The sequence below is a fragment of the Pseudomonas sp. 15C genome (assembly GCF_055484735.1).
Genome location: NZ_JBUDGD010000002.1, coordinates 16,652 through 40,937, shown reverse-complemented (window position 1 = coordinate 40,937; position 24,286 = coordinate 16,652). Strand labels below are relative to the sequence as shown.

The 24,286-nt window shown below is 61.3% G+C and carries 19 protein-coding genes; 13 read left to right on the top strand and 6 right to left on the bottom strand.

The window, feature by feature from the left end; translation table 11 throughout:
- Nucleotides 1-57: 57 nt before the first annotated feature.
- From rsmA to ACYYKW_RS01655, 4 genes are read right to left on the bottom strand one after another with little or no spacing between them, the layout of a single operon-like run.
- Nucleotides 58-876, bottom strand: a complete 819-nt coding sequence (rsmA, locus tag ACYYKW_RS01670; RefSeq protein WP_090286845.1) for a 16S rRNA (adenine(1518)-N(6)/adenine(1519)-N(6))-dimethyltransferase RsmA — start codon at nucleotides 874-876, stop codon at nucleotides 58-60.
- Nucleotides 873-1,862 (bottom strand): 4-hydroxythreonine-4-phosphate dehydrogenase PdxA, encoded by a 990-nt coding sequence (pdxA, locus tag ACYYKW_RS01665; protein ID WP_093097795.1) that lies wholly within the window; start codon nucleotides 1,860-1,862, stop codon nucleotides 873-875. The genes rsmA and pdxA overlap by 4 nt, the downstream gene beginning before the upstream one ends.
- Nucleotides 1,859-3,181 carry a peptidylprolyl isomerase SurA gene (gene surA, locus ACYYKW_RS01660; protein WP_172833236.1) on the bottom strand — a complete coding sequence of 441 codons (1,323 nt, stop codon included), beginning with the start codon at nucleotides 3,179-3,181 and terminating at the stop codon, nucleotides 1,859-1,861. The genes pdxA and surA overlap by 4 nt, the downstream gene beginning before the upstream one ends.
- Nucleotides 3,156-5,957: an LPS-assembly protein LptD gene (locus ACYYKW_RS01655; protein ID WP_090286841.1), complete on the bottom strand. Its 2,802-nt coding sequence runs from the start codon at nucleotides 5,955-5,957 to the stop codon at nucleotides 3,156-3,158. Before ACYYKW_RS01655 ends, surA begins: the two co-directional genes overlap by 26 nt.
- Before the next feature lie 130 nt (nucleotides 5,958-6,087).
- Here ACYYKW_RS01655 and ACYYKW_RS01650 point away from each other — a divergent pair, with 130 nt between their 5' ends.
- From ACYYKW_RS01650 to ACYYKW_RS01640, 3 genes are read left to right on the top strand one after another with little or no spacing between them, the layout of a single operon-like run.
- The gene (locus tag ACYYKW_RS01650; protein WP_464989259.1) at nucleotides 6,088-7,107 is read left to right on the top strand and encodes an aminoglycoside phosphotransferase family protein; all 1,020 of its coding nucleotides are present in this window, start codon (nucleotides 6,088-6,090) and stop codon (nucleotides 7,105-7,107) included.
- Complete coding sequence (murU, locus tag ACYYKW_RS01645) at nucleotides 7,104-7,775, top strand: N-acetylmuramate alpha-1-phosphate uridylyltransferase MurU (protein ID WP_336356731.1); 672 nt, start codon at nucleotides 7,104-7,106, stop codon at nucleotides 7,773-7,775. Before ACYYKW_RS01650 ends, murU begins: the two co-directional genes overlap by 4 nt.
- 1 nt (nucleotide 7,776) lies before the next feature.
- The gene (locus tag ACYYKW_RS01640) at nucleotides 7,777-8,544 is read left to right on the top strand and encodes a TerB family tellurite resistance protein (RefSeq protein ID WP_464989258.1); all 768 of its coding nucleotides are present in this window, start codon (nucleotides 7,777-7,779) and stop codon (nucleotides 8,542-8,544) included.
- Between the two features lie 135 nt (nucleotides 8,545-8,679).
- On the opposite strand, the gene ACYYKW_RS01635 is transcribed toward ACYYKW_RS01640, so the two are convergent.
- Nucleotides 8,680-9,669: an alpha/beta hydrolase family protein gene (locus tag ACYYKW_RS01635; RefSeq protein ID WP_093097803.1), complete on the bottom strand. Its 990-nt coding sequence runs from the start codon at nucleotides 9,667-9,669 to the stop codon at nucleotides 8,680-8,682.
- A 73-nt stretch (nucleotides 9,670-9,742) separates the two neighbouring features.
- On the opposite strand from ACYYKW_RS01635, the gene ACYYKW_RS01630 reads away from it, so the two are divergent.
- The 10 genes from ACYYKW_RS01630 to trpE all read left to right on the top strand — a co-directional run bounded on the left by ACYYKW_RS01630 (nucleotide 9,743) and on the right by trpE (nucleotide 22,196).
- Nucleotides 9,743-12,139 carry a PAS domain-containing sensor histidine kinase gene (locus ACYYKW_RS01630; RefSeq protein WP_464989257.1) on the top strand — a complete coding sequence of 799 codons (2,397 nt, stop codon included), beginning with the start codon at nucleotides 9,743-9,745 and terminating at the stop codon, nucleotides 12,137-12,139.
- Nucleotides 12,140-12,224: 85 nt separating this feature from the next.
- Nucleotides 12,225-12,854: a response regulator gene (locus ACYYKW_RS01625; RefSeq protein WP_090286829.1), complete on the top strand. Its 630-nt coding sequence runs from the start codon at nucleotides 12,225-12,227 to the stop codon at nucleotides 12,852-12,854.
- Between the two features lie 348 nt (nucleotides 12,855-13,202).
- A complete protein-coding gene (locus ACYYKW_RS01620; protein WP_090286827.1) occupies nucleotides 13,203-14,327 on the top strand; it encodes an ABC transporter ATP-binding protein in 1,125 nt (374 codons plus the stop codon).
- 48 nt (nucleotides 14,328-14,375) lie between these two features.
- Nucleotides 14,376-15,419 carry an ABC transporter substrate-binding protein gene (locus tag ACYYKW_RS01615; protein WP_464989256.1) on the top strand — a complete coding sequence of 348 codons (1,044 nt, stop codon included), beginning with the start codon at nucleotides 14,376-14,378 and terminating at the stop codon, nucleotides 15,417-15,419.
- Nucleotides 15,420-15,526: 107 nt separating this feature from the next.
- Complete coding sequence (locus tag ACYYKW_RS01610) at nucleotides 15,527-16,774, top strand: ABC transporter permease (RefSeq protein WP_090286823.1); 1,248 nt, start codon at nucleotides 15,527-15,529, stop codon at nucleotides 16,772-16,774.
- Between the two features lie 12 nt (nucleotides 16,775-16,786).
- On the top strand, nucleotides 16,787-17,611 hold the full coding sequence (locus tag ACYYKW_RS01605; RefSeq protein WP_090286821.1) for an ABC transporter permease: 825 nt from the start codon (nucleotides 16,787-16,789) through the stop codon (nucleotides 17,609-17,611).
- A gap of 283 nt (nucleotides 17,612-17,894) precedes the next feature.
- On the top strand, nucleotides 17,895-19,043 hold the full coding sequence (locus tag ACYYKW_RS01600; RefSeq protein ID WP_464989255.1) for an iron-containing alcohol dehydrogenase: 1,149 nt from the start codon (nucleotides 17,895-17,897) through the stop codon (nucleotides 19,041-19,043).
- A 114-nt stretch (nucleotides 19,044-19,157) separates the two neighbouring features.
- Nucleotides 19,158-19,832, top strand: coding sequence for a ribulose-phosphate 3-epimerase (gene rpe / locus ACYYKW_RS01595; RefSeq protein WP_464989254.1), 675 nt, complete (start codon nucleotides 19,158-19,160; stop codon nucleotides 19,830-19,832).
- The gene (locus tag ACYYKW_RS01590) at nucleotides 19,829-20,647 is read left to right on the top strand and encodes a phosphoglycolate phosphatase (RefSeq protein ID WP_464989253.1); all 819 of its coding nucleotides are present in this window, start codon (nucleotides 19,829-19,831) and stop codon (nucleotides 20,645-20,647) included. The genes rpe and ACYYKW_RS01590 overlap by 4 nt, the downstream gene beginning before the upstream one ends.
- Nucleotides 20,648-20,717: 70 nt before the next feature.
- The gene (gene trpE, locus ACYYKW_RS01585) at nucleotides 20,718-22,196 is read left to right on the top strand and encodes an anthranilate synthase component I (protein ID WP_336356738.1); all 1,479 of its coding nucleotides are present in this window, start codon (nucleotides 20,718-20,720) and stop codon (nucleotides 22,194-22,196) included.
- Nucleotides 22,197-22,362: 166 nt separating this feature from the next.
- Here the strand turns inward: trpE and estP are convergent, their stop codons facing one another.
- A complete protein-coding gene (gene estP / locus ACYYKW_RS01580) occupies nucleotides 22,363-24,270 on the bottom strand; it encodes an esterase EstP (protein WP_464989252.1) in 1,908 nt (635 codons plus the stop codon).
- Nucleotides 24,271-24,286 lie beyond the last annotated feature (16 nt).

The window sequence follows — 24,286 nt, the reverse complement described above, 5'->3', positions numbered from 1 at the left end:
GGCAAGTATCGGGCAGTAAACCAGAGTGGTGTGCTGCCCGATAGCGTTCATCGCCGGTCAGTCGGCGACAGGGGCGGCCGGAACTTGTACGGCGAGCTGGTCTGCCAGGCGTACGAACGCGGCCAGATCCAGTTGCTCGGGGCGCAGGCTGCCATCGACGCCGGCGGCTTCGATTTCGGCATTGCTGAGCAGTTGCTTGAGCGTGTTGCGCAAGGTCTTGCGGCGCTGGTTGAAAGCCTCGCGCACCACGCGTTCGAGCAGGCGATGATCCTTGGCCGGGTGCGGCAGTACTGCATGCGGCACCAGACGAACGATTGCCGAATCGACTTTCGGCGGCGGATTGAACGCGCCCGGGCCGACGTTGAACAGGTGTTCGACGCGGCAGTGGTACTGAACCATGATCGACAGACGACCCCAATCACCACCGCCAGGACCCGCGGCCAGACGCTCGACCACTTCTTTTTGCAGCATGAAGTGCATGTCGCGAATGATGCCGGCGTTATTCAGCAGGTGAAAAATCAGCGGCGTGGAAATGTTGTACGGCAGGTTGCCGACCACGCGCAGGCTGTTTGGCGCGGCGTTGAGCGTGTTGAAGTCGAATTTCAGTGCATCGCCCTGATGCAGGTTGAAGTTGCTCTTTCCGGCAAACTGCTGGTTAAGGATCGGGATCAGGTCCTTGTCCAGTTCCACCACATCGAGTTGCGCGCCGGAGGACAGCAGGCCGGCGGTCAGTGCGCCCTGGCCCGGGCCGATTTCCAGCAGACGGTCTTCGGCTTTGGCATGGATAGAGCGCAGGATACGGTCGATAACGCCGGCATCGTGCAGGAAGTTCTGGCCAAAGCGTTTGCGCGCCTTGTGTTGGTATTGCTCGGTCATAAACGGGTCTCGGCCATCTGGTAGGCGGTTTCCAGGGCGACTTGCAGGCTGCCAGTCTCGATCTTGCCGCTGCCGGCCAGATCAAGCGCGGTGCCGTGATCGACCGACGTGCGGATGATCGGCAGGCCCAGCGTCACGTTGACTGCAGCGCCGAAGCCTTTGTATTTCAGCACGGGCAGGCCCTGGTCGTGGTACATCGCCAGCACTGCGTCGCAGTGCTCCAGATACTTGGGGGTAAACAGAGTGTCGGCAGGCAGCGGGCCACGGAGGTCCATGCCCTCGCCGCGCAGGCGTTCCAATGTCGGTTCGATGATGTCGATTTCTTCACGGCCCAGATGACCACCTTCGCCGGCGTGCGGGTTGAGTCCGCACACCAGAATCCGTGGCTGGGCGATGCCGAATTTGTTTTGCAGGTCGGCATGCAGGATGCGCGTAACCCGCTCCAGCCGCTCCGGTGTGATCGCGTCGGCAATTTCGCGCAGGGGCAGGTGAGTGGTGACCAGTGCCACGCGCAAACCGCGGGTGGCGAGCATCATCACCACTTGCGCGGTGTGAGTCAGGTCAGCGAGAAATTCGGTGTGCCCGGAGAACGCGATACCTGAGTCGTTGATCACGCCCTTGTGCACGGGTGCGGTAATCATCCCGGCGAAGTCGCCGTTCAGGCAGCCGTTGCCGGCGCGGGTCAGGGTGTCGAGAACGAACGCCGCGTTGGCCGTGTCCAGTTGCCCGGCTACCACGGGGGCGCTCAGTGGCGTGTCCCAGACATACAGGCTGTTGGCGGGCGCCGGAGCGTCCGGCCAGTGATCAGGATTGACATCCAGCAGATCGACAGCCAGCCCCAGTTGCGCGGCCCGCTCGAGGAGCAGGTCGCGGCTGGTGATGGCGATCAGGGGGTGTGGCTGGGCTTGCGAGGCGAGCAGCAGGCAAAGGTCGGGACCGATGCCGGCTGGCTCGCCGGGTGTCAGCGCGAAACGCCGGGGTTTCACTGCGCTGCCTGGTCTGCACCAGGAAGTTTGATCTCTACGTACGCTTCGTCACGGATCTGACGCAGCCAGGTTTGCAGCTCTTCGTCGTATTTGCGGTTACGCAGGACGGTCAGGGCTTGCTGCTCGCGAGCCTGTTCGGTGCTGTCGGTGGCGCGACGGCCAAGAACTTCCAGAACATGCCAGCCGTATTGGGTCTGGAATGGCTTGGACAGCTGACCTTGCGGGGTCGTGGCCATCACTTCGCGGAATTCCGGTACCAGTGCGTTCGGATCGATCCAGTTCAGGTCGCCGCCGTTGAGCGCCGAGCCCGGGTCTTCGGAGTAGTTTTTCGCCAGCGTAGCGAAATCTTCCCCGGCAGTGATGCGCTCATACAGCGACTTCACCAGCGCCTCGGTCTTGGCTTCGTCGCGAATCGGGCTCGGTTTGACCAGAATGTGACGAACATGCACTTCGTCGCGCATCTGCGCTTCGCCGCCACGTTTGCCCAGCAGTTTCAGGATGATGAAGCCGCCCGGCGTGCGTGCAGGTTGAGTGATGTCGCCAACGGCCATGCTGCTCAGCTCGCGATCGAACGGCGGTGGCAATTGCGCGGCTTTACGCCAGCCCATGTCGCCGCCTTCCAGTGCGTTGTCGCTGCCCGATTTCGCCACGGCCATCTGGCCGAAGTCGGCGCCTTGCTTGAGCTGCTGGTAAACCTCCATGGCCTGACGCGCGGCGCTCTGAATCGCTTCGGAGTTGGCGCTTTCCGGGGTCGGAATCAGGATGTTGGCCAGGTGCAGTTCTTCAGACAGTTGCATTTTGCCCAGGTCGGAGGCGAGAAAGTTCTTCACTTCCTGCTCGGAGACCTGAATGCGTTCTGCCACACGACGCTGACGCACGCGGCTGATGATCATCTCGCGTTTGATCTGGTCGCGGGCATCGTCGTAGGACAGGCCGTCGCGAGCCAGTGCAGCACGGAACTGATCTATGCTCATGTTGTTGCGCTGGGCAATGGTGCCGACCGCCTGGTTCAGCTCTTCGTCGGTGATGCGGATACCGGAGCGCTCGCCGATCTGCAGCTGCAGGTTTTCGACGATCAGACGTTCGAGCACCTGTTGATCCAGCACGCCCGGAGGCGGCAAGCCGCCGCCACGCTTGGCGATAGTCTGCTGCACTTCGTGGACACGCTGGTCCAGCTGGCTCTGCATGACCACGTCGTTGTCGACGATCGCTACTACTTTGTCGATGGACTGCACGGCGGCGTTGGCCGCCGTACCCAGGAACAGCGCGCCCAGCATCAGCGGGCGCAGACAATCAGAAAGCTTGGTCTTCACGTTCACGATAACCTTGAATGCCTTTGTCGAGGAAGCTCTCTACCTTGGCGCCGGTGAGGCCGCCGAGTCCCTTCAGAACAATTTGGAGGAAGACGCCATGGTCGCCTTTTTCGTTTTGCGGAGCTTCCTGACTGAACTCGTCGTAGGAAACCCAGTAACGGTTGATCAGACGCAATTTCCAGCAGCAGTTGTCGTACTCGAAACCGCCGAAGGCTTCCAGCGTACGGTTGCGGTTGTAGTCGTACTGCCAGCGGCTGATCGCGCTCCACTGCGGAACGATCGGCCAGATGACCGAGAAGTCATGCTGCTGGATCTTGTAGTAGTCCTTCACGTAGCCAGGCTGCCCCGGGGTGCCGTAGTCGCCGCCACCGACCGACCATTTACCGGTGTTTTGGTCATAGCGAACCTGGTCGTTGCGATAGCGATAGCCAAGGTTGACGACCTTGTTCGGGTTGTCTTCAGGCTGATAGTGGAACATCGCACTGCCGGAACGCGGGCTGCGGCTGTCCGGATCCCAGTTGTAGTCGGCCGTGGTGCGCCAGTCACGGTTCCAGCGGTATTCGTACTCCAGAGCGTATGGCGAGACGTCGGATTTGGCGTCGTCACGATCGTTGAATGCGATGCCCGGCAGTTGAACCTTGCGATCCTTGAAGTACAACGCCTGACCGACACTGATGCGCTGGCGCTCGAAACCGTTGTCTTCAATCCAGCGACTGGTCACGCCCAGCGACAACTTGTTCTCGTCGCCGACACGGTCGGAACCGGAGAAGCGATTGTCGCGGAACAGCGAGGCGTAGTTGAAGGTGTATTCACTGGTGTCGAATACCGGAATGTCCTCCTGATCCACCTCGGGTACATAGAGGTAGAACAGACGTGGTTCCAGGGTTTGACGGTAATTCTTGCCGAAGTACGAAGTGTTGCGGTCGAAGTACAGGCCACCATCGATGCTGGCGATTGGTACGCCGCGGTTCTGGTTGCTGTCGAATTCACCGTTGAGCTTCTTCTGCTCGGCGGTCATCACATCGATCTGCGATTTGCCGGTGTTGTCCAGATCAAGCTGGTACTGCGTGTATTGGTACTTGAGCGACGGCTTGAGGAAGCCATACGTCCAGTTCATCGGCAGGCTGACGCCCGGTTTCAGATTCAGACGGTCGCCGTTGGCGCGGGCCAGACCTTGAATATTGTTGTCCAGGCGCGACTCGGTGGTGACGCCGTCTTCCTGAACAAACGTGCCGCTGCGCAAGTCACGATCGAAACGAACCAGCTCGGTTTCGTAATCGAAGTTCAAGCCTTCCGGGTGGTACGGCAGTTGACCGTTGAAGGTGATCTGCGGCAAACGACCGTAAGGCGTGATGTTCGAAACAGTCGCCAGCTGGTACTGCTGGGCATTCAGGCGCGCAGTGTAGTTGTCGCCACGATAGGTGACGGAACCCTGCTGGTTGACGTAATCGTCGCTCTTGACGCCGATCTGATCGGTCTGCAGATCCTGGAAATAATACGGATCGCTGATCTTGGTGTAGTCAACCTGGGTGAGCACACGGGAGTCGAGACCGCCCTTGTGCTGCCAGTTGTACATGTAGCGCGTCTCGTTGTAATCGGACTGGCGCTTGCGATCGTCGTTCTCGTCGTTGAGATACGACGCACCGAACTGACCTTCACTCGACTTGGTCAGGTAACGGAACTCGCCTTCCACCAGCATGCCGCGCTTGCTCATGTAGCGCGGGTACAACGTGGCATCGTAGTTCGGTGCCAGGTTGAAGTAGTACGGCGTGACCAGCATGAAGCCGGTATCGCTGCCGCTGCCGATGGTCGGCGGCAGGAAGCCCGACTGACGACGATCGTCGATCGGGAAGTAGATGTACGGCGTGTACAGGATCGGGATGTCCTTGACGCGCAACGTTACGTTGGTCGCGGTACCGAAACCGGTTGCCGGGTTCAGCGTGATGTTGTTGCCCTTGAGCTGCCATGCGTTGCTGTTCGGTTCGCACGTGGTGTACGTGCCGTCCTTCAAGCGAATGATCGCGTTCTCGGCACGCTTGGCGTACAGCGCGTTGCCGCGGATGCGTGATTTGTGCATCACGTATTCGGCGTTGTCGACCTTGGCTTCACCGGTGTCGAGCTGCACATCGGCGTGGTCGCCGACGATCAGCGCGCCGTTGTCACGAATGCGTACGTCGCCATTGAGTTCGGCGCGGCTCTCGGCCTGATACAGGCTGGCCTCGTCGGACTCGACCTGCATGCTGCCCTGACGCAGGACGACATCACCGGCCAGCGTACCGACTTGATCATCGGTGTTATAGCGCGAGGCTTTTGCGCCGATAAAGGTCGGAGCGTCGCTTTTGTTCGTCTTGTCATTCATGCCAGGACGAGTCGGCTCGATGTAGGCGCCGGAGCAGTAAGGCCCGGTCTCGGCCAGTTGAGCGGCGGTGAGTTTCTCGCGCGGAACCCAGTCGAGGTGACTGTAGTCTTCGCTACGGGATTTCAGACCGCGGCCCTTGGCTTCGGTGACGAGCGCGGTTTTCGGGCCGGTGTCGGCTGTCGAACCGTTCTCGCTCGGCGCATCGCCGGTGGCGCTGACGGCACTGCCGTCATGCACCGGGCGCGGCGGCAACGCAGCGGCCGGTGATTTGGGCGCACAGTCCCAACCACCCGTAGCCGAGACGGAGCAGTCATACTGCTCGGCGGCAACAACGAATTGACTGGCCAGAGGTTGCATAGCCAGCAGACTGCCGGTTACCAACAACGGAAATTTTTTACGAAACGCGGGGGATTTCAATGCCATCTTATTAGTCCGGGCTTCCTGCGTGCCATCTGCCCGCGGTGTGGGCCGCACGCCTCTCGATGGTCTGAAAAAGATGCTGGATAATAAAGCATGACCCGCTTGACGGCTAGCGCCGTCGGAGACCCTTGCAATGCCTGACCAAGATGTACGCTTGCAACACCTGAAAGTTTGGCTCGATGAGCAGTTGGCAAATCTGTTTGCACAGCAAGGCTGGGGCACCGTGCCCCCGGCCACGTTGACCGCGGCCAGCAGCGACGCGAGTTTTCGCCGCTACTTCCGCTGGGAAGGTGGGGATCGCAGCTTCGTCGTGATGGACGCGCCGCCGCCTCAGGAAAACTGCAAACCGTTCGTGGATATCGCCTTTTTGCTGGCGAAATCCGCAATCAACGTGCCGAAAATTTATGCCGAAGACCTCGAGCTCGGCTTTCTTTTGCTCAATGACCTGGGCAACCAGACCTATCTCGACGTGATCAATGGCGAAAATGCCAACGCTTTGTTCGACGATGCGCTGCAAGCCTTGCTGGCCTTTCAGCAATTGCCGATGGTTGCGCCGCTGCCCAGCTACGACGTGGCGTTGCTGCGCCGTGAGCTGGAATTGTTTCCCGAGTGGTATGTGAAGCGCGAACTGGGTGTCGAGTTCGATGCGGCTCAACAACAGCAATGGCAGCACATCAGCGATCTGCTGATCGACAGCGCCCTGGCCCAGCCGAAGGTGCTGGTACACCGCGACTACATGCCGCGCAACCTGATGCTCAGCGAGCCCAACCCCGGTGTGCTGGATTTCCAGGATGCGGTCTACGGCCCGGTGACCTATGACGTTACTTGCCTGTTCAAGGACGCCTTCCTCAGCTGGCCTGAAGAACGCGTGCACGGATGGCTGAAAAAATACTGGCAGCAAGCCCAGGCGCTGAATATCCCGGTGCAGACCGACTTTGAGGATTTCCTGCGTGCCAGCGACCTGATGGGCGTGCAGCGCCATCTGAAAGTCATCGGTATTTTCGCGCGCATCTGCCACCGCGACGGCAAGCCACGCTATCTGGCGGACGTGCCGCGCTTCTTCTCTTATATAGAAGCGGTGATTGCCCGTCGTCCTGAACTGGCGGAGCTGCAAGCGCTGTTCAGCAGCTTGCGTGCTGGAGCGACGGCATGAAGGCAATGATTCTGGCGGCAGGCAAAGGCGAGCGCATGCGTCCGTTGACCCTGACCACGCCAAAACCGCTGGTACGTGCCGGCGGCGTGCCGTTGATCGAATATCACCTTCGCGCCCTCGCCGCGGCTGGCTTCAACCAGATTGTGATCAACCACGCCTGGCTCGGACAGCAGATCGAAGACCACTTGGGGGACGGCTCGCGGTTCGGCCTGAGCATCCAGTACTCGCCGGAAGGCGAGCCACTGGAAACCGGCGGCGGGATTTTCCGTGCTTTGCCGTTGCTGGGTGACGATGCGTTTCTGGTGGTCAATGGCGACATCTGGACCGACTACGACTTCAGCGTCCTGCATCAACCGATCGCCGGACTGGCGCATCTGGTGCTGGCGGACAATCCGGCGCATCACCCCAACGGTGATTTTTCCCTGGTCGACGGCAAGGTGCAGGACGGCCAGCCGGATATGCCGACGCTGACTTACAGCGGCATCGCCGTACTCCATCCGCAACTGTTCGACGGCTGTAGCGACGGCGCCTTCAAGCTGGCGCCGCTACTGCGCAAAGCCATGGCGGCCGGCGAGGTCAGCGGCGAGCGTTTGAAAGGGCACTGGGTGGATGTCGGTACACACGAGCGTCTGGCCGAAGCTGAAACCTTGATAAAAGCGAGTCGCTGATATGTTGTGGCCAGGGACTCTGATTGGAGCCGGAGTGGGTTTTGCAATTGCCAGCATTCCGGGGGCCATGCTTGGGGCGTTGTTGGGGCAAGCGCTGGATCGGCGCCTGAATCTGCAGAGCTGGGGGCATTTGCGGGAAAAGCTCGGCGGCCGGCCGATGTTGCGCAACGACGAGCTGTTGTTCGTGCTGCTCGGGCGGCTGGCCAAGAGCGACGGTCGGGTGACGGACGGGCATATCCAGCAGGCGCGCAAGGAAATGCGCGCGCTGGAAATGAGCGAGCCGGCCACGCGTCGAGCCATTGCTGCGTTCAACCGTGGCAAGTCGGGCAGCGACAATCTGCGCGGTTATCTGCGCCGTCTGAGCGCGCAGCCGCATGCCACCGAAGGTGTGTTGCGCGCCTGCTGGCGGATGGTCTGGGCCGATGGTCGCGCCGGTGTCAGTGAACGTGAGCTGCTGGCACAGTGGGGCAAGTGGCTGGGCTGGACGCCGCAGCAGGTACGGGCGCTGGCCAGTGACTACGAGCCGGGCAAGCGGCCGATCGTCAGTGCAGCGGTGAGTTATCAGGAAGCGATGAAGCTGCTCGGCGTCTCGGCGAGCAGCGAACCGGCGCAGATCAAGCGCGCTTATCGGCGCCTGCTCAGTCGCCATCATCCGGACAAGATCGCCGGCAGCGGGGCGTCAGCGGCGCAGGTGCGCGAGGCGACCGAGCGTACTCGCGAATTGCACAATGCCTACACGTTGATTCGTGAGCGGCGAGATTTTCGCTAGTCGTTGGATGTGTGTTGTCTGAACTGACCCCATCGCGAGCAGGCTCACTCCTACAAATGATTGCGTTCCAACTGATGGACCTCGATCAACTGTAGGAGTGAGCCTGCTCGCGATGGGCGCTACTCGGTCTACCGGTCAGTCCGGGTTTTGCGGGTTCAACCACCCCCGCACCCGACGCAACAGCTGCTCCTCCTCGGCCTTTTTGTCCGGCAATGCCTTGAGCGCGACCTGGCTGAACGCCGACGTCTTCAGACGTTTGCTCGCCTGCATGCGCTCCAGCGCTGCGTTGCGATCCAGCGGCTTGTCCATGTAGAAAATATCCGCCGTCGGCAGCTTCAGCGTCGGCGTCAGCTCGGCCAGTGGCGGCTTGGCCTTGGCCGGCGCCTGCGCATCAACCATGACGAATTTCTCCACCTGCGCCGTTTGTTTCTCGCTCAGATAGCGCGCCGCCCAGTAGGCGCCGGTGCCGTGGCCGAGCACGACGATGCTGCGCGCGCTCTGCTGTTCGGCGTAGGCAATCGCCGCGTCGATGCGTGCGAAGATTCGTTCGGCGTCAGCCCGGGATTGTTCCTCGGTGGTTTCGGCGACGACCTGATCGGCGACTTCGGCTTCGCCACCAGCAGCCTGCTCGATCGGCTGCGCGGTGGTTGAATCCTTGCTGCCGGACTCAGGCGCTTTCGGCGCTGCGGCGGGCTCGATGACCCGCGGTGCGATGGCATCGCTTTGCAGATCGGGCAGGGTGATACTCAGGCTGCTCCACTGGGCGTTCGGCAGTTTGCGCCGCAACGGGCCGATTGCCTGCGGCCAGTCTGCGGTTTCGCCGGCGCCAGGAATGATGATCACCGCGCCTTTGGGTTCGGCCGTGTTGGCCGGTTTCCACAGCGCCAGGAAGGTTTCGCTGCCAGCCTGCAATTGTTGCTGCTCCTGCGCCGGCAGAAGACGTTCCAGTGCAGCAGCTTCTTCCTGACTACGCTCAAGCAAGGGCTGGCGTTCGACCGGTTTCTCTTCGGCGGGTTTTTCTGCCGTGGCGGCAGGCGCCGGATCGGCGGCTTCGACGGAAAACGCACAAGGCAGGATCAGCGACAGGCACAATGCTGGCATTGCCAGGCGATAAACAAAGGGCATCGGTTATTCCAGGCCAGAAAGTATCCCGGCAGCCTAATGGGTTGGTCAGAATTTGTCAGTGTATGAGACTTCAATGAAGCGATTTTGCTGCCTGTGGGTTATCGGCTGTTTGTGGTTTCCCTTGATGGGCTGGGCCGCGCCTGCGCCGCCTGCGCACCTTGCGCAATTGTCGGCGAGCCAGCAGCAATGGCTGGCGCAGCACAATGAGCTGCGCGTCGGACTGGTCTTGCAGGCGCCGTACGCGACGTACGATCGGCGTTTGCAGCGACTGTCGGGCGCGAATGTCGAGCTGATGAAGTTGTTGGCCAAAGCGCTGAATATCGAATTGAGCTGGCGCAACTTTCAGGACCTCGGTCAGTTGGAAAACGCCTTGCGCGACGGCGAAATCGATATCGCCCCGGGTCTCAGCCAGACTCCCGGCGCATTGCGCCTGTGGCAATTTTCCGATCCGTACATGCGCGTGCCGCAACTGGTGGTCAGTGACCAGAAGGGCGCCGGCGTGGTCGATCTGGAAAAACTCGACAGCCAGGCCCGCGTCGCGGTGCGCATGCCGAGCACCACCGCCGATTATCTGCGCAGCAATTATCCGCACCTGAACCTGCAAGGCGTGCCGCTCGAGCGTCAGGCGTTGCAGTTGCTGTTGAGCCAGCAAGCCGCCTACGCCGTGGTCGATGAAGCCCAATTGGGGCGCCTGTCGGTCGAACCGGAGTTTGCCGAGCTGGTGGTGGTTGGCGATATCGGTCTGCCGCAACTGCTGCGAGTGGCGTCGCGCCGTGATTGGCCGGAACTGGCCGGCATCGTCCAGAGTGCGTTGCGCGCGATCCCGGCCAAGGATCTGGAACAGCTGCACAACCAGTGGCTGCAACCGAAATATCCACGGTTGTCGGAATCGCCGGGGTTCTGGCAGAACCTCAGCCTGTTGTTTGCGGTAATGCTGCTCAGTTGTGCCTCGATTGTGTTCTGGCAGCGGCGCCAACAGCACAGCCTGGAACAGCGCCTGCGTGCCGCGCGTGAAGACATCGCCCTGCGTGCCGCCAGTGAAGAGGCCTTGCGTCTGACGCAGTTTTCCATCGATCAAAGCACCGTCGGCATCCTGTGGGTCAACTGGGACAGCCATGTGCGCTACGCCAATCGCGCGGCCGAAAGCATGCTTGGTTATCCCGCTGGTGGTTTGATCGAACGCCCGCTGATCGACTTTGAGCCGGGCCTGCACATGGATCGCTGGCTCAACCTGTGGAAACGCGCGCGGACCAGTGAAGAGGGGCCGCTGAGTTTCGAAACCAGTTGTGTGCGTGCCGACGGCAGTGTTCTGCCGGCGGACGTGTCGCTGAGTTTTCTGCGTTTTCGCGACAGTGAATACCTGGTGGTCTACCTCACCGACGTGACTGAACGGCGTCGCGCCCTGGCGGCGTTGCAGGAAAGTGAAGCGCGCCTGCAGGGCATCGCTGCCAACGTGCCGGGGCTGGTGTTCCGTCTGGAGCGGGCGCCGGTCACCGGGCAGATCGATTTCGCCTACATCAGCGAAGGCAGTGAAAGTCTGGTCGGTTACGCCCCGGCCGCCATCGCCCATCGCGACATGGGCCTGCGCGGTCTGGTCCACCCGGATGACAAGGCCAGTTATCACCGAACCCAGGATCAGGCCCTCGACAGTGACAGCGACTGGTCGTGGCAGGGACGCATCCTCACGCGTCAGGGCCAGCAGCGCTGGGCCGAGATCAAGGCAATCACCCGGCAACTGGAGGACGGCGCGTACGTCTGGGATGGCATTGTCTGGGACATCAGCGAGAGCAAGCGCATCGAGCTGGAACTGGCTGCTTCGCGCGAACAGCTGCGTGAATTGTCGGCGCACCTTGAAAGCGTGCGCGAAGAAGAGAAGGCGCGGATCGCCCGCGAAGTCCATGATGAGCTGGGGCAGATGCTCACGGTGCTGAAACTGGAAACCTCGATGTGCGAACTGGCTTATGCGCAACTCGATCCCGGTCTGCATGAGCGGTTGAACAGCATGAAGCGCCTGATCGCCCAGTTGTTTCAACTGGTGCGGGATGTGGCGACGGCGCTGCGGCCACCGATTCTCGATGCCGGGATTGCTTCGGCGATCGAATGGCAGGCGCGGCGGTTCGAGGCGCGTACGCAGATTCCATGTCTGGTGCAGGTGCCGGACAATCTGCCGGCGCTCAGCGATGCCAAAGCGGTGGGGCTGTTCCGGATTTTGCAGGAGGCCCTGACCAACGTCATGCGCCATGCCCAGGCGCACACGGTGGAACTGACGCTGGCGCTGGAGGGCGATGAATTGTGTCTGACGGTCAGCGATGATGGCGCAGGATTTATCGCCGCTACCGGTCGGCCGACTTCGTTTGGTCTGGTCGGCATGCGCGAGCGTGTGCTGATCATGGGCGGGCAGTTGACGCTTGAGAGTGAGCCGGGGGAGGGCACCAGTCTCGTGGTGCGGGTGCCGGTGGGTGAGGTTTGAAGATTTGTAGTATTTGGGCTGACGTTATCGCGAGCAGGCTCGCTCCCACAGGGATTGGTGTGTACCTGAAATCTGGAGAGAAGAATTGATCCGTGTACTGGTAGCCGAAGACCACACCATCGTCCGCGAGGGCATCAAGCAGTTGATTGGCCTGGCCAAGGACCTGCAAGTGGTCGGCGAGGCGAGCAATGGTGAGCAATTGCTGGAAACCCTGCGCCATGTGCCGTGCGAAGTGGTGCTGCTGGATATCTCCATGCCCGGGGTCAATGGCCTCGAGGCGATTCCGCGTATTCGCGCGTTGAACAATCCGCCGGCGATACTGGTGCTGTCGATGCACGACGAAGCGCAGATGGCCGCCCGTGCATTGAAAGTCGGCGCGGCCGGGTACGCGACCAAGGACAGTGATCCGGCCCTGTTGCTGACGGCGATCCGCAAAGTTGCTGCGGGCGGGCGTTACATCGACCCCGAGCTGGCCGACCGCATGGTGTTCGAAGTCGGCCTGACCGATGCGCGGCCGCTGCATTCGTTGTTGTCCGAGCGCGAATTCTCGGTGTTCGAACGCCTGGCCCAGGGCGCCAACGTCAACGACATCGCCCAGCAACTGGCGCTCAGCAGCAAGACCATCAGCACGCACAAGGCGCGCCTGATGCAAAAGCTCAACATCACCTCGCTGGCCGAACTGGTGAAGTATGCGATGGAGCACAAACTCCTCTGAGCCCACCACAAAATCCTGTGGGAGCTGGCTTGCCAGCGATGAGGCAATGTCAGTCACATCAATGTCGATTGACCCACCGCTATCGCTGGCAAGCCAGCTCCCACAGGATTCTCTGTTTAGCCTGAGAATGTAGGCATATCCATTAGCGACAAGTGCTTTTGCCGTTGCTTGCGGCTTGCAGCTCAACCCTCGCCACTGCTTTATCCATTAGCGCCATCCTTGTAGGGCAATCCCTACCCCGAACCTTCCATCCGGCTTAAGCCATTCTCTCCTGCGCCCCGATTTGCGCGCCTGTCAGCAGCCACTAGGCTTGACTCACAAGCAGTCATCAACAACAAAGGTGCGGGTATGAGCCAGGTCGATTCAAACGCAGGGGCCAGTGATGTGCTGGTCAGCTTTCGTGGAGTGCAGAAGAGCTACGATGGCGAGAACCTGATCGTCAAAGACCTCAACCTGGACATTCGCAAAGGCGAATTTCTCACCCTGCTCGGGCCGTCCGGTTCCGGCAAGACCACCAGCCTGATGATGCTCGCCGGTTTTGAAACGCCAACCGCCGGCGAAATCCTGCTGGCCGGGCGCTCGATCAACAACGTGCCGCCGCACAAGCGCGACATCGGCATGGTATTTCAGAATTACGCGCTGTTCCCGCACATGACCGTCGCGGAAAACCTCGCCTTCCCGCTGACCGTGCGTGGCTTGAACAAAAGCGACGTCGGCGAGCGGGTGAAGAAAGTCCTCAGCATGGTCCAGCTCGACGCGTTCGCTTCGCGCTATCCGGCGCAGTTGTCCGGTGGTCAGCAACAGCGTGTGGCATTGGCCCGCGCGTTGGTGTTCGAACCGCAACTGGTGCTGATGGACGAACCGTTGGGCGCGCTCGACAAGCAATTGCGCGAACACATGCAGATGGAAATCAAGCACCTGCACCAGCGCCTCGGCGTGACTGTGGTCTACGTGACCCACGATCAGGGTGAAGCGCTGACCATGTCTGACCGTGTCGCCGTGTTCCATCAGGGCGAAATCCAGCAGATCGCTCCGCCACGTACGCTTTATGAAGAGCCGAAAAACACCTTCGTCGCCAACTTCATCGGCGAGAACAACCGCCTCAACGGTCGTCTGCTCAGCCAGAGCGGCGAGCGTTGTGTGGTCGAGCTGGGCCGCGGCGAGAAGGTCGAGGCGCTGGCGGTCAACGTCGGCCAGACCGGCGAGCCGGTGACCCTGTCGATCCGTCCGGAGCGGGTCAGCCTCAACGGTTCCAGTGATCAATGCGTCAACCGCTTCTCAGGGAGGGTGGCGGAATTCATCTATCTGGGCGACCACGTCCGGGTGCGCCTGGAAGTCTGCGGCAAGACCGACTTCTTCGTGAAACAACCGATTGCCGAGCTCGATCCAGCGCTCAGCGTCGGCGACGTGGTTCCGCTTGGCTGGCAGGTCGAGCACGTTCGCGCGCTCGATCCTCTTTCAGAGGCGCATTAAGCGCCCCGGCAATACCAACACCAACCCTGCACGTGGAGAGAACAATAAATGTTGAGATCCCTGAAGTTCACCGCCCTGACCCTGGGCCTGATGGGTGCGACCGGCGCAATGGCCGCCGGCCCGGATTTGACCGTGGTGTCGTTTGGCGGGGCGAACAAGGCGGCGCAAGTCAAAGCCTTCTATGCACCATGGGAAGCGGCGGGCAACGGCAAGATCATCGCCGGTGAGTACAACGGCGAAATGGCCAAGGTCAAAGCCATGGTCGACACCAAGAGCGTGTCGTGGGATCTGGTCGAAGTGGAGTCGCCAGAGCTGTCCCGTGGCTGCGACGAAGACATGTTCGAGCAACTCGACCCGGTGCTGTTCGGCAAGACCGAAGACTACGTCAAAGGCGCGATTCAGCCATGCGGCGTGGGCTTCTTCGTTTGGTCGACCGTACTGGCGTACAACGCCGACAAGCTGAAAACCGCACCCACAAGCTGGGCGGATTTCTGGGACACGAAGAAATTCCCCGGCAAGCGTGGCCTGCGCAAAGGCGCCAAGTACACCCTCGAATTCGCCTTGATGGCCGACGGCGTGGCGCCGAAAGACGTCTACAAAGAGCTGGCGAGCAAGGGCGGTCAGGACCGCGCGTTCAAGAAACTCGACGAGCTGAAACCGAGCATTCAATGGTGGGAAGCCGGCGCACAACCGCCGCAGTACCTCGCGTCCGGTGACGTGGTGATGAGCTCGGCCTACAACGGTCGCATCGCTGCGGTGCAGAAAGAATCCAACCTGAAAGTGGTGTGGAACGGCGGCATCTACGACTTCGACGCCTGGGCCATCCCGAAAGGCCTGGACGCCAAGCGTGCCGAAGCGGCGAAGAAATTCATCGCCTACTCGGTGCAGCCGCAGCAGCAGAAGACCTACTCGGAAAACATTGCCTACGGCCCGGCCAACACTCAAGCCGTACCGCTGCTGGCCAAGGACGTCCTGAAAGACATGCCGACCACCCCGGAAAACATCGCCAACCAGGTGCAGATCGACGTCAGCTTCTGGGCTGACAACGGCGAGCAACTGGAACAGCGCTTCAATTCCTGGGCTGCCAAGTAAGCAGGGGCCAGTGGGGTGGGCTTGCCTGCCCCCTGTGGGAGCGGTGTTTCAACACAACAGAGGTGGCTCGCCGCCTCTGTAACGATCAAAGATTTGCGGAGTACGTCATGGCCATCGCCGTTCCCCTGAACGAGGGCGCCAGCCCCACCTTGAAGCAGAAGCTCAAGCGCGCCGAGCGGGTCAACCGCTGGAAAGCCCAGGCGCTGATTGCGCCGCTGGTGCTGTTTCTGTTGCTGGTGTTTCTGGTGCCGATCGTGGCGCTGCTCTACAAAAGCGTCGGCAACCCCGAAGTGGTCGGCGGCATGCCGCGCACTGTCACTGCCATCGCGAGTTGGGACGGCCGCGGCCTGCCTGCCGAACCGGTGTACAAAGCTGCCAGCGAAGACCTCGCCGAGGCGCGCAAAAACCAGACGCTGGGCGACCTGTCCAAGCGCTTGAACATGGAGTTGGCCGGCTATCGCAGCCTGCTGACCAAAACCGCCCGGGCGCTGCCATTCGCCAGCGAACCGGCCTCGTATAAAGAAGCCCTCGAAGGCCTCGATGAGCGTTGGGGCGACCCGGCCTACTGGCAAGCGGTCAAACGCAACACCAGCAGCATCACTCCGTATTACCTGCTGGCGGCAGTCGACCATCGCATCGACGACCTCGGCGAACTGGCCCCGGCGACCCCGGATCAGGCAATCTACCTCGACATCTTTGCTCGCACTTTCTGGATGGGCCTGGTCATTACGGTGATCTGCCTGCTGCTCGCTTATCCATTGGCCTATCTGCTGGCGAATCTGCCTTCGCGGCAAAGCAACCTGCTGATGATTCTGGTGCTGCTGCCGTTCTGGACCTCGATCCTGGTGCGGGTCGCGGCGTGGATCGTGCTCCTGCAATCGGGCGGCTTGATCAACAGTGCGCTGCTGGCAATGGGCATCATCGACAAGCCGCTGGAACTGGTGTTCAACCGCACCGGCGTGTACATCTCGATGGTGCACATTCTGCTGCCGTTCATGATTTTGCCGATCTACAGCGTGATGAAAGGCATCTCGCCGACCTATATGCGCGCGGCGATTTCCCTCGGCTGTCACCCGTTCGCCAGTTTCTGGCGGGTGTACTTCCCGCAGACCTACGCGGGTGTCGGCGCCGGCTGCCTGTTGGTGTTCATTCTCGCCATCGGCTACTACATCACCCCGGCGCTGCTCGGTAGCCCGAACGATCAAATGGTCAGCTACTTCGTCGCGTTCTACACCAACACCAGCATCAACTGGGGCATGGCCACCGCGCTCGGCGGGCTGCTCTTGCTGGCGACCGTGGTGCTTTATCTGATCTACAGCTGGCTGGTCGGCGCCAGTCGCCTGCGCTTGAGCTAAGGGGAATTCGAAATGCTCAGTCCTTACATGTCGCCCATCGAACGGGTGTGGTTCTACAGCCTGCGGATCCTCTGCGGCCTGATCCTGCTGTTCCTGATCCTGCCGGTACTGGTGATCGTGCCGCTGTCGTTCAACTCCGGCAGTTTTCTGGTCTATCCGCTGCAGGGATTTTCATTGCAGTGGTACCACGACTTTTTCGCCTCGGCAGAGTGGATGCGCGCGTTGAAGAACAGCATCATTGTCGCCCCGGCCGCGACGGTGCTGGCGATGATCTTCGGTACGCTGGCAGCGATCGGCCTGACCCGTGGCGACTTCCCCGGCAAGTCGCTGGTGATGGCCTTGGTGATTTCGCCGATGGTGGTGCCAGTGGTGATCATCGGCGTGGCGAGTTACCTGTTTTTCGCGCCGCTGGGGCTGGGCAACAGCTTCTTCTCGCTGATCGTTGTGCACGCGGTGCTCGGCGTGCCGTTCGTGATCATCACGGTGTCGGCGACCTTGCAGGGCTTCAATCACAATCTGGTGCGGGCGGCCGCGAGTCTCGGTGCTTCGCCACTGACCGCATTTCGCCGGGTGACCTTGCCGCTGATTGCGCCGGGGGTGATTTCCGGGGCACTGTTTGCCTTTGCGACGTCGTTTGATGAGGTGGTGGTGACGCTGTTTCTCGCCGGGCCTGAGCAGGCGACGTTGCCACGGCAGATGTTCAGCGGGATACGCGAGAACCTGAGCCCGACGATTGCTGCGGCGGCGACGTTGCTGATTGCCTTCTCCGTAATCCTGCTGCTGACGCTGGAATGGCTACGGGGCCGCGGCGAGAAGCTGCGTACTGCGCAGGTCTGAGATCAAGGTCAAAAGCCACCCCTCACCCCAGCCCTCTCCCCAAGGGGGCGAGGGGGAAGGGAGCAGATCTTCGTGGCTTTCGCGGCCGGAGTTCGACTCGGTAATTCAGGTCGATGTATTTCGAGCGTACAACCCGGTCAGTCCCCTCTCCCTTCGGGAGAGGGTTAGGGTGAGGGGCTCTTGATCTTGCCCTTATCCAGCATTCACCAACTGAATAGCAGACAACCCCAAATCCCCAGCTAATCTTGTGCCCAGCTCCCCTGACTATAAGAGGCTGCGCCCAATGAATCTGTCCCAGTTCAAAATCGCTCACAAACTGATCACCGGTGCCGCAGCCATCGAACAACTGGCCGCCGAACTCACCCGCCTCGATGTTGATAACCCACTGATCGTGACCGACGCCGCGCTGGTCCAGTCCGGCACCGTCGAGCTGGCCCTGGCGCAACTTGGCGGGCGTGACTACGAGATCTTCGACCGTGTATTGCCCGACCCGGAAATCGCCATCGTCGAAGACTGCATGCGCGCCTACCGCGACGGCGGGCATGATGGCTTGATCGGGCTCGGTGGCGGCAGTGCCATCGACATCGCCAAGAGTGTTGCCGCCTATGCCGGTTACCACGGTGCGCTGGAAGATCTGTTCGGCGTCGACCAGGTGCCGCGCAAAGGCCCGCCGCTGATCGCCATCCCGACCACCGCCGGCACCGGTTCCGAGGTGACCAACGTGGCGATTCTTTCCGACAAGGTCGCGCAACTGAAGAAAGGCATCGTCAGCGACTATCTGCTGCCGGACGTGGCGCTGGTCAGCCCGCAGATGACCCTGACCTGCCCGCGCAGCGTCACTGCCGCCAGCGGTGTCGATGCGCTGGTGCATGCCATCGAATCCTATTTGTCGGTGAATGCCTCGCCGATCACCGACTCCCTGGCCATCGGCGCCATCAAACTGATCGCCAGCGCCTTGCCCAAGGCCTACGCCAACGGCGCCAACCTGCAAGCCCGCGAAGACATGGCCACCGCCAGCCTCATGGCCGGCATGGCGTTCGGCAATGCCGGGGTCGGCGCGGTGCATGCGCTGGCGTATCCACTGGGCGGGCGCTTCAACATCGCGCACGGCGTGAGCAACGCCTTGCTGCTGCCGTATGTGATGACCTGGAACAAGATGGCCTGCGTCGAACGGATGCAGGATATCGCCGAAGCCATGGGGCTGAAGACTGCGCATCTGAGTGCGGCCGAAGCGGCGGACAAAGCCGTGCAGGCGATGGCCGACTTGTGCGCGGCGGTGGAAATCCCGGCCGGGTTGCGCAGTTTCGGCGTGCCGGAAGAGGCGATACCGGCGATGGCCGTGGAGGCCGCCGGGATCGAACGGCTGATGCGCAACAACCCGCGCAAGCTCAGCGCCGCGGACATCGAGAAGATCTACCGCGCGGCCTACTGAGTCACTGCCGAACCGGCGGCATGGCACAACCCAATCATCGCGGTCACGGTGCGTGCGCACAAACTTGAGGTATACAATGCGCGCCATCGTGATTTAGCTCAGCACAGGTGCGTCATGCAGCCCTTCGTAATTGCTCCGTCGATCCTCTCCGCCGACTTCGCCCGCCTCGGCGAGGAAGTGGACAACGTTCTCGCCGCCGGCGCCGACTTCGTCCACTTCGACGTCATGGACAACCACTACGTGCCGAACCTGACCATCGGCCCGATGGTCTGCGCGGCGTTGCGCAAGTACGGCGTGACCGCGCCGATCGACGCACACCTGATGGTCAGCCCGGTGGATCGCATCGTCGGTGACTTCATCGAAGCCGGCGCCACCTATATCACCTTCCACCCCGAAGCCACGCTGCACGTCGATCGCTCGCTGCAACTGATCCGCGAAGGCGGCTGCAAATCCGGTCTGGTGTTCAACCCGGCGACCCCGCTGGACGTGCTCAAGTACGTGATCGACAAGGTCGACATGGTTCTGCTGATGAGCGTCAACCCAGGCTTCGGCGGGCAGAAGTTCATTCCCGGCACCCTCGACAAATTGCGCGAAGCGCGGGCGATCATCGATGCCTCCGAGCGTGATATCCGTCTGGAAATCGACGGTGGCGTCAACGTCAACAACATCCGTGAAATCGCCGCCGCTGGCGCCGACACCTTTGTTGCCGGCTCGGCGATCTTCAACGCACCGAACTATCAGGAAGTCATCGACAAGATGCGCTCCGAACTGGCGCTGGCCCGCCCATGAGCGGGTTCGAGCAGCTGTTCCCGGGGAAACTGCCACGGCTGGTGATGTTCGATCTGGATGGCACGCTGATCGATTCGGTTCCCGACCTGGCAGCGGCGGTGGACAACATGCTGCTCACCCTCGGTCGCGAGCCTGCGGGCATCGACGCGGTACGGCAGTGGGTCGGCAACGGCGCGCCGGTGCTGGTGCGTCGCGCGCTGGCCGGCGGTATCGATCATTCGGCGGTGGACAATGCCGAGGCCGAACGCGCGCTGGAAATTTTCATGCAGGCCTACGGCGCCAGCCATGAGCTGACCGTGGTCTATCCCGGTGTGCGCGACACTTTGAAGTGGCTGGACAAGCAAGGCGTGGTTATGGCGCTGATCACCAACAAGCCGGAGCGCTTCGTCGCGCCGCTGCTGGATCAGATGAAGATCGGTCGCTATTTCAAATGGATCATTGGCGGCGATACCTTGCCGCAGCAGAAGCCCGATCCAGCGGCGCTGTTCTTCGTGATGAAAATGGCCAATATTCCGGCCTCGCAATCGTTGTTCGTCGGCGACTCGCGCAGCGATGTGCTGGCGGCGAAAGCGGCGGGGGTCAAGTGTGTCGCGCTGAGTTACGGCTATAACCATGGCCGGCCGATCGCCGAGGAATCGCCGGCACTGGTGATCGACAATCTGCGCGAGCTAATTCCCGGTTGCCTCGGTACGGCCGCTGAGATAACGTTGCCCGACGCTGCTCAATCCCGTTCTGGAAACGCCATCGTGGTGGTCACTCGCAAACTCTGGATGAAAGTCATCAAGGCCCTGGCCCGCTGGCGTTGGCGCGCCTGACTTGTTCCTGGCCGGCCTGCCGGCGCGTTTGCATACCTGACCGATTGCCCCTCACACCACGAGGCACCTCATGATCCGCGAAGAATTCCTGCGCTTGGCCGCTGACGGCTACAACCGCATTCCGCTGGCCTGCGAAACCCTGGCCGACTTCGACACACCGCTGTCGATCTACCTGAAACTGGCCGACCAGCCCAATACCTACCTGCTCGAATCAGTGCAGGGCGGCGAGAAATGGGGCCGCTACTCGATGATCGGCCTGCCGTGCCGCACCGTTCTGCGTGTGCACGACCATCATGTCAGCATCACCGTTGATGGCGTCGAGACCGAAAGCCATGACGTTGAAGATCCATTGGCCTTCGTCGAAACCTTCAAGGCGCGCTACAACGTGCCGACCATTGCCGGCCTGCCGCGTTTCAACGGTGGTCTGGTCGGTTACTTCGGTTACGACTGCGTGCGTTATGTCGAAAAACGTCTGGGCAAATGCCCGAATCCTGATCCTCTGGGCGTGCCGGACATTCTGCTGATGGTTTCCGATGCCGTTGTGGTGTTCGACAACCTCGCCAGCAAAATGCATGCGATCGTGCTGGCCGACCCGACGCAGGCCGATGCCTTCGAACAAGGTCAAGCGCGTCTGCAGGAGTTGCTCGAGCAACTGCGCCAGCCGATCACCCCGCGTCGTGGCCTGGACTTCAGCAAGCAGCAGTCAGCCGATCCGGTATTCCGCTCGAGCTTCACCCAGAACGATTACGAAAAAGCCGTCGACACCATCAAGGAATACATCCTCGCCGGCGACTGCATGCAAGTGGTGCCGTCGCAGCGTATGTCGATCGACTTCAAGGCTGCGCCGATCGATCTGTACCGCGCGCTGCGTTGCTTCAACCCGACGCCGTACATGTACTTCTTCAATTTCGGCGACTTCCATGTCGTCGGCAGTTCGCCGGAAGTGCTGGTGCGCGTTGAAGACAATTTGATCACCGTGCGCCCGATCGCCGGCACCCGCCCTCGCGGCGCCAGCGAAGAAGCCGATGTGGCGCTGGAGCAGGATCTGCTCTCCGACGACAAGGAAATCGCCGAGCACCTGATGCTGATCGATCTGGGCCGCAACGATACCGGGCGAGTCTCGGAGATCGGTTCGGTGAAACTCACCGAGAAAATGGTCATCGAGCGTTATTCCAACGTGATGCACATCGTTTCCAACGTCACCGGCCAGTTGAAAGCCGGGCTCACCGCGATGGACGCGCTGCGGGCGATTCTGCCGGCGGGCACCTTGTCGGGCGCGCCGAAGATCCGCGCAATGGAAATCATCGACGAACTCGAGCCGGTCAAGCGTGGCGTGTACGGCGGTGCGGTCGGTTACTTCGCCTGGAACGGCAACATGGACACCGCGATCGCGATTCGCACCGCAGTGATCAAGAACGGCGAACTGCACGTGCAGGCCGGTGGCGGCATCGTCGCCGACTCGGTGCCGGCGCTGGAATGGGAAGAAACCCTGAACAAACGCCGCGCAATGTTCCGCGCCGTGGCGCTGGCCGAGCAGACCCCGGACTGACATAGCTCCCCTGTAGGCCTTCGCCTGCTCGCGATAGCGAAATAACATTCAACACATCAGTTGACTGAACCACCGCTATCGCGAGCAGGCTCACTCCTACATTTGGATTGTGTTGAGGCATAAAAAAGCGGCGCCTGTGAGGGCGCCGCTTTTTTGCATCTGCAAGTCAGAAGTCGAGCACCACCCCGACATTCAACCCCTGCTGCTTGAAGTCATCATCCTTGCGGAACGTGTACCCGCCGCGCAGCGCCAGATCCGCGGTGAGCTTGTGGCTGACGCCCAGGCTCAGACGGTTCAAGTGGCTGGCCGGTGTGTAGCCTTCCAGGGTGAAGTCATTCGCCGGCAGGGTGTTGAGCGCGATATTGACCTTCTGCACATCGTCTTCGTACTCGCGCTCATGGGCGTATTCGCCGAACACCTGAGTCTGCGCGGTGATGTTGTACTTGCCCTGCAAGCCGAGGCCGAGGCGTTTCGAATCGCGGCTCTGATCGTCGAAGGTCAGCGCCGTGGCGCGGTTGCTTTTCTCTGAGTAGCCGTCGACATCGACGCTGGCGTAGTCGGCGCTGACGAAGGGCGACAAGTGCCACTCGCTGCCCGGCTGGGCAATGTCGTAACCGACGCGGGTGCTGAACGCCCACAGGCTGCCGTCGGTATCGCCTTTTTCGGCACCTTCGCTGACGCCCAGGTCGAACTTGCGCTTGAGGTTGTCGTAGTCGAGTTTGCCGCCGGTCAACGCCGCGTCGGCCCACCAGCGATTCTGCTGGAACTGGGCAAATGCCGTGGCCATGTAGCTGTTGAGTTTGTAGTCCGAGTCGTTATGCCCGGCTTCCAGATTCTGCCGGTACAAACCTGCGGCCACGCCAACACGCCAGGCGTCATTCAAGCGATAGCTGCCACCGACGTTGAGGTTATAACCACTGCCATCGGCGCTGGCGCCGCTGCTTTGGCTGTCGACGTCCAGATGTTGCCCGCCCGCCGAGACAATCGCCCGCCATTGGCCGACCGCTTGCCAGTTTTCCCAATCGGCCTGCCATTGGCTGCGCAGTTCATCCTGGTGCGCGCGCACGGTGGAGTGGGCCATTTCCGGCAGCAGGGTCAGCTCCCAAGGTGCGGCCAACAGCGAGTAGGCGTAGTCGGCGATCAGTTTCTGCCCGGACTCGGTCGGGTGTACACCGTCGTTGTAGATCAGTTTGGTCGGATCTGGCGTAGCGCTGTTGATGCCGTAACGGGCGTTTTCGGGGCAACCGCTGCCGCTGAAACAGGTTGCGGTCAGGTTCTGGTCAGTCGCCAGTCCGAAGCGCCCCGGATCGGCGAACACTTCCGAGAGCAGCACCGGAATGTTCAGCGGAATGACTTCGGCATTGATGCCTTGCAGCCGTGTCACCAACTGGCTGTTGAATTGATTGGCGAGGGTGCTGCTGAACGTCTGCAGCGGCGTACCGTTGAGTGCCGGCGTCAGGCCGACGTCGGGCAGGAGCCAGACCATCACGTATTTGGCGCCGGCGGTTTGCAGGGTTTGCACGCTGTCGGCCAGCCGATCGGCGGCGGCGTTGGCCTGAGGCAGGCTGAGAACGCGGCCCTGCAGAAAGTCGTTACCGCCACCGGAAACGTAATAGAGCGCATTTGGATCGGCGCGAAAGCCGTTCGATGGCAGGTAACCGGAGCGCGTGCGTTCGCCGGTGGCCGACTGGCTGGTGATCGAATCGAGAATCTGGTCAGTGCGATAACCGCCGACCGCCCAGTTGTTGCCGTCCGCCTGACCATTTTCAGCACGTACGGCCGAGCTGGAAGATGCTGTCTGGTCGGCACTGAAGCCCAGGCGTGCGCCGAGCAGTTGGGTGGAATTCAATGAATACACTTCACCGCTGCCGTCCTGATAGACCGGCCCGGTGCGGTTGGTATAACGCTCGGTCGAGCCTGCCGGGCCGCCAGCGTCGGCGAAGGTACCGGCGTCGTTGAGGCTGTCGCCAAATACGATGAAGCTGGAATAAGGGTTTGGCGCTGCATTCGCCTGAGCACAGGCCAGTGCGAGCAGGCATCCGGCCAGCGGTACAAACAACGTCTGTCTGATCATGAGCAAGTCCGTTTAT